The 4,952-nt window shown below is 40.8% G+C and carries 3 protein-coding genes; all 3 read right to left on the bottom strand.

The features are described 5' to 3' along the window. Window positions 1-1,494: hypothetical protein (locus AC04QZ_RS24955; protein WP_478359925.1), on the bottom strand; the 1,494-nt coding region annotated here is incomplete at its 3' end. A 7-nt stretch (window positions 1,495-1,501) separates the two neighbouring features. Beyond that, window positions 1,502-3,127, bottom strand: coding sequence for a hypothetical protein (locus AC04QZ_RS24950; RefSeq protein WP_478359924.1), 1,626 nt, complete (start codon window positions 3,125-3,127; stop codon window positions 1,502-1,504). Window positions 3,128-3,169: 42 nt separating this feature from the next. Continuing rightward, window positions 3,170-4,594, bottom strand: coding sequence for a hypothetical protein (locus AC04QZ_RS24945; RefSeq protein WP_478359922.1), 1,425 nt, complete (start codon window positions 4,592-4,594; stop codon window positions 3,170-3,172). Window positions 4,595-4,952: the final 358 nt, after the last annotated feature.

The following is a 4,952-nucleotide window of genomic DNA, read 5'->3' as shown; positions in this document are numbered from 1 at the left end:
TGGCGCACCCGCTCCATCAACCCTGATCTCGTTTGCTTTAATTTTCCCATTAACGGTTAGTTTTTCAGCTGGGGCGGTGGTACCAATACCCACATTTCCATTGGCATCAATCCGCATTCTTTCTACCAGGCTATTTGCTGCACTTGATGACGTGGTAAAAAAAGCTAACCTGCTTCCCCAATATTCATATAAATTACTGTAGCTTCTAATCTGAGAATAATTACCTGTCCCATCTCCATAATCACCATCTAAGGTTATGGCTATGTAGTGTTGTTGCCTGTCTGTACTAATGGTAGTACCTTGTACAATTAACCCGGGCTGATCGGCATTACTTTGGTACAAGTGTAATTTACTTTTTGGATTAGTAGTTCCTATCCCAACATTACCACCTGAATGTGGATTAAGTAATATTTTATTTGCACCATTTTCAGCCTCCAGGGTCAGATTATCTCCTGCGCCAAAATACACATAGCCAGATCTTATGGTATTTGTTGGATTATATGAAGAAAAATAAGTATTGGCACCTATCCCTCTAATGAGCTCAGGCGCTGTAATGGTATTGTTTATGCTAACTACATCCTGTAAAGTGGTTGCCAAGGCTGTTTTAACCGCTGCAGATGAATTTCTACGTAAAAAACCATCGCTATTGGTTGTTACCCAATCGGTAAAAGGAGTAGCATCTACTGCCGGAGTTGTCATATTTAAATAAGTACCATATACGTAACCCCCACTATTCCGCTGAACCACTGAGGCAGGACTTGCCGTTACATCAGCATTTAGATAAGCCGCCGAACCTAAACCCAGGGCATTTTTTAGTGCGTTTGAAGATAGCCCCAATAAAGTTTCAATTGAAGGTTCATTACCATTTACCACCTCAACCCTTGGTGCATAAAAATATTGCCGGTCGTTTACATTTGCATCATAATAAAGGTAGGCACGGATATTGGTGACCGTGGCATTAACAGCAAACTTATAATCTGGGATATCAACTACTTTGGCTCCGGTTGACCCATCATAAATACCACCATAATAAATTGTTGAAGCATCGCCACTACCATGCACATAAGCCACCAGTAAATACCATTTATTCAGTTCGGGCAGATCACCATACCAAAAATAAGGATTTGGATGTGATTCACCGTTTAAGTCATTTACATTATCTGTTCCGAAATAACTATAACCATCATTAGAATTTGTTTTTTTTAACCAAATGGAGAACCTGTACATCTTCGTATGGTCAATGGCAAATGCATTGTGGTTAAAGCCACCATCGGCATCACTGTTCCCTTCAGGTTTGGCTTCCCATAAAATCGTCCTTTGACCTTGTGGTCCATTTCCCCAAATTCTCTCATTTTCTATTGCTTGTCCACTGGCGCTAAATGTCCCTGTGCCACCAGTACCAATAGTCCAGTTTTGCATATCTAATAAATTCTGGGCCATACCTAAAGTATGTAGGCCTAGAAAAATGAAGAACGTTAAAAGTATTTTTTTCATAAAATAATTAGTGGTTTTCACCGAGTTTTTTCAATAAAATCTCCAATTTAGTTTGGACAGCCTCGATGTTTTTAAGCCTATCGTTTTGTATTTTATTCAGCTCTTTTTCCTTTGATAATTCCTTATCTTTTTCAATCAGGTGCAGGGCTAATTCTTCGATGGTTTTTTGCTGTTTTTTAATCAGCTCGCCCACTGCAATTCCGTTTTTCTCTACTTCAATTGCACCTGGCATTCCGGGCAAATGTTTATGGGCTTTAATGTACTTTTCCAGTTCAGGCAGTGTTCCAATCTGATAATCTTTTTCGAAAACATAATCCGGCCAGTTAGTACTCTCTACCTTAACTTCCATTGCCCTTATGGTGCCAAAAACCGACAATTTTTCTCTAGGACTAAGTGTGCCGATACCAATATTACCTATTTCATCAATTACAATATCATCACCGTAAAACCATTCTGGTCCGGTTTTTAATTTGTCAAAAGACCTGCGGGTACCCAAGATCATTTTTCCGGCTGCATTGCCACCATAATTATTGCCGGCAACGGTAATGATGCGGCCCTGGCCCCAGGGATTATCTCCGGTCGTATTGGCGGGGATCATAAATTCAATCTGGGCGCCTTTTGTCGTAGATCTTCCACCCGTAGCTGCCTCAATGATCAAACCACTTCCATTGTACTGAAAATTGTTTCCGCCGTCTACACCAGCACCATTGCTCTTCACATGCAGGATACTTCTGGGCACAATTTCGCCAATACCTACATTCCCTGCTTTATTGATCGTAAAAATTTCCTTTTCAGCACCTTGCCCACTATTGGAAGAAAAGAAACCCAATCTTTCATACAAGCTGTTGATATCATTAAGCTCGATTTTAAAACGCCTCGAATTATCCGAAACATGGAAACCGATACGGGGCTGTTGCGATGCTTCGGCCCCTATAGAAATACCAGAGTGATTATCGTAATTATAGGCCTTGATATCGCCACCTGATACAGTTAGTTTGGCATTTGGTGTAGCCGTACCAATACCCACATATTGATTATCGGAACGGATGTGTAACAGTGCATTGTTCTGTGCTCCGCCCGTTTGATTACTGATTGTAAAATCGTTTCCAGTAGAAGCAGCATAACCAATGGCCCAGTTCCCTTCATAATTCCCTGTAGCAGGATCATTTCTCGCCAACCTGATACCCGCCCAGCCGCTTGGTCTTACCACCGTAAGCCCTTCAGCCCAGGCTTCATCAGCGGCCATGAGCTTTAAATTCCCTTCAAACAAACCCCTTCCGATAACGTGTAGCGGCACTTGTGGTGTGGTTGTACCAATACCTACTTTACCATCGTTCTCCGCTACAATTTTTACCCATGGTTGTTGGGCATTGTTACTGGTTTTACGCAAGTAAAAGTTCTGATCGAAAAAGCTGCCCGAAAGCTGCATGGCATAATTATTATTCATATTACTGTGCCTAACATCAAGCAAGTGCCACCAACCTCCTGCCCCGGCAGGAAAATTTATAGGGTTAAGGGTTTCGTAAAACCCCGAAGTTCCACCCATCTGGCCAGCATCATCTTTTGGCTGAGTAGTCTGCGCCAAAAGAAAACAGGGGATAAACGCGAAAAATAAAAGCGTAAAAAATTTCATTTTGAATGAATTGGTTTAGATATTAAGGTTGAAATAAAGCAATTATTGTTTTGTGGCCATTTTCTTTTCTAGTTCGACAATCTTTAATTGCTGCCCTTCTATTTTCTTATTCTGCTCCATCAACTGTTTATGCTGCTCGATTAAATGCAGCGTAAGTTCTTCTATCTTCTGCAATAACCGGGTCTGCATTTCGCCTACCGCCAAGCCTTCTACCTGCATCGTTTTTGCACTGGGAATTTCAGGCAGATGTTTATAAGCTTTTACAAATTTTTCAAGTGAAACCAGGTCAGGAAGTTTGTAGGCAGATTCGAATACAAAATCGGCACCGTTAGTATTCACTACAATTTCGTTAACCCTCGCTTTTCCATTAACATCTAATTTATAAGCGGTATTGTCCTGACCGGTTTTCCCGATCAGCAAGTTGCCATTTTCGGCAATCCTCATAGCTTCTGTTAACTGACCATCATTCGTTGGTCTAACAGAAAAATTGATGAATCCCGTGTAACTACCCCCACCTCTTAAAAGGCCTATACGGGCAACTTCACCACCTGCGTTTTTTGCACTCACGGCGCCTACCTCTACATACTGTGCATCATTTCTCGATGATTCCAAGCTCATTACCCCCGGAGCCGAATTAACAACACCAAACACACTTAATTTTTCGGCAGGTGTGGTTGTTCCGATGCCTACATTTCCATTTAGTTTTACTGCAAACAGATTTTCCCATGGTGCAGCAGTATGCTTACTCCAGATCTGCCAGGAATCATCAACAGGCCTTACCCCAAAACCAAAACTCCCCGATTGCAAATCATCTGATCCATTATAAGATGATACAAAATCTAAATTAGGGCTATCTGAATTCCGAACAATAGAAATCAAATCATTTCCACTATTCGTACTCTTAATACTTAAAATTGATTGTGGTGTGGGCGTTCCAATACCTAAACCTCCTGCAAAATAACCCTCTCCACTTGCCCTTACTAAAAAATTGGTTACTCCGGCAGAAACACCTTCGTAATAAACATTAGAACCACCATAAGGATTATCGGTAACCGCTTTAAATATCCCCCCGGTATAACCATAGCCAGTACCAGTTTGATGGCCGGTAAAAAAACTCTGTCCATTTGAAGTAGCCATATAAAGCTTACCATTGAGGTTACCGTTTGTCTCGGTTAACACCCGAGACCATTCGGTGTTTGCCACATTATTGGTTTTCCTAAACCACAGGTTCTGATCATAAAAACCGCCTGCAAACTGCATCGCAAAATTATTATTCACATTACTGTGCCTTACATCAAGCAAATGCCACCAGCCTCCTGCCCCGGCAGGAAAATTTATAGGGTTATAGGTTTCATAAAACCCCGAAGTTCCACCCATCTGGCCAGCATCATCTTTTGGCTGGGTACTCTGCGCCAAAAGAAAACAGGGGATAAACGCGAAAAATAAAAGCACAAAAAACTTCATCATAACTTTGTTTGGTTTTAGTGGCTCAAAAGAATTAAGCGAGGTTAGTTATTCCTCCAACAGACGTAATGCGCCAATCTAAAATCCTCAATTAAAACGGCAAAATAAACCGTGATTGACGAAACCACCATTTTTGATAGCTGAAAACCCTAAAGTAAATGACTAAATGTATTGCTGTATTTTTAGATAAAGGTTTTGATAGTAAGTTTAACTGATATGGTTAAGCGTTTGATATGGTTAAGCGGTTAATTGTTTAACTGGTTAACTGAAAACTGTTAATTGGTTAAATCGGTTAATTGAAAACTGTTTACCCAACTGAAAACTGTTAACTGCCAACTGAAAACTGATCTTTCTGATAGGT

It is taken from the genome of Pedobacter folensis (assembly GCF_056490665.1).
The sequence above is the reverse complement of the archived record's forward strand: the minus strand, read 5'-3'. Positions and strand labels throughout refer to the sequence as shown.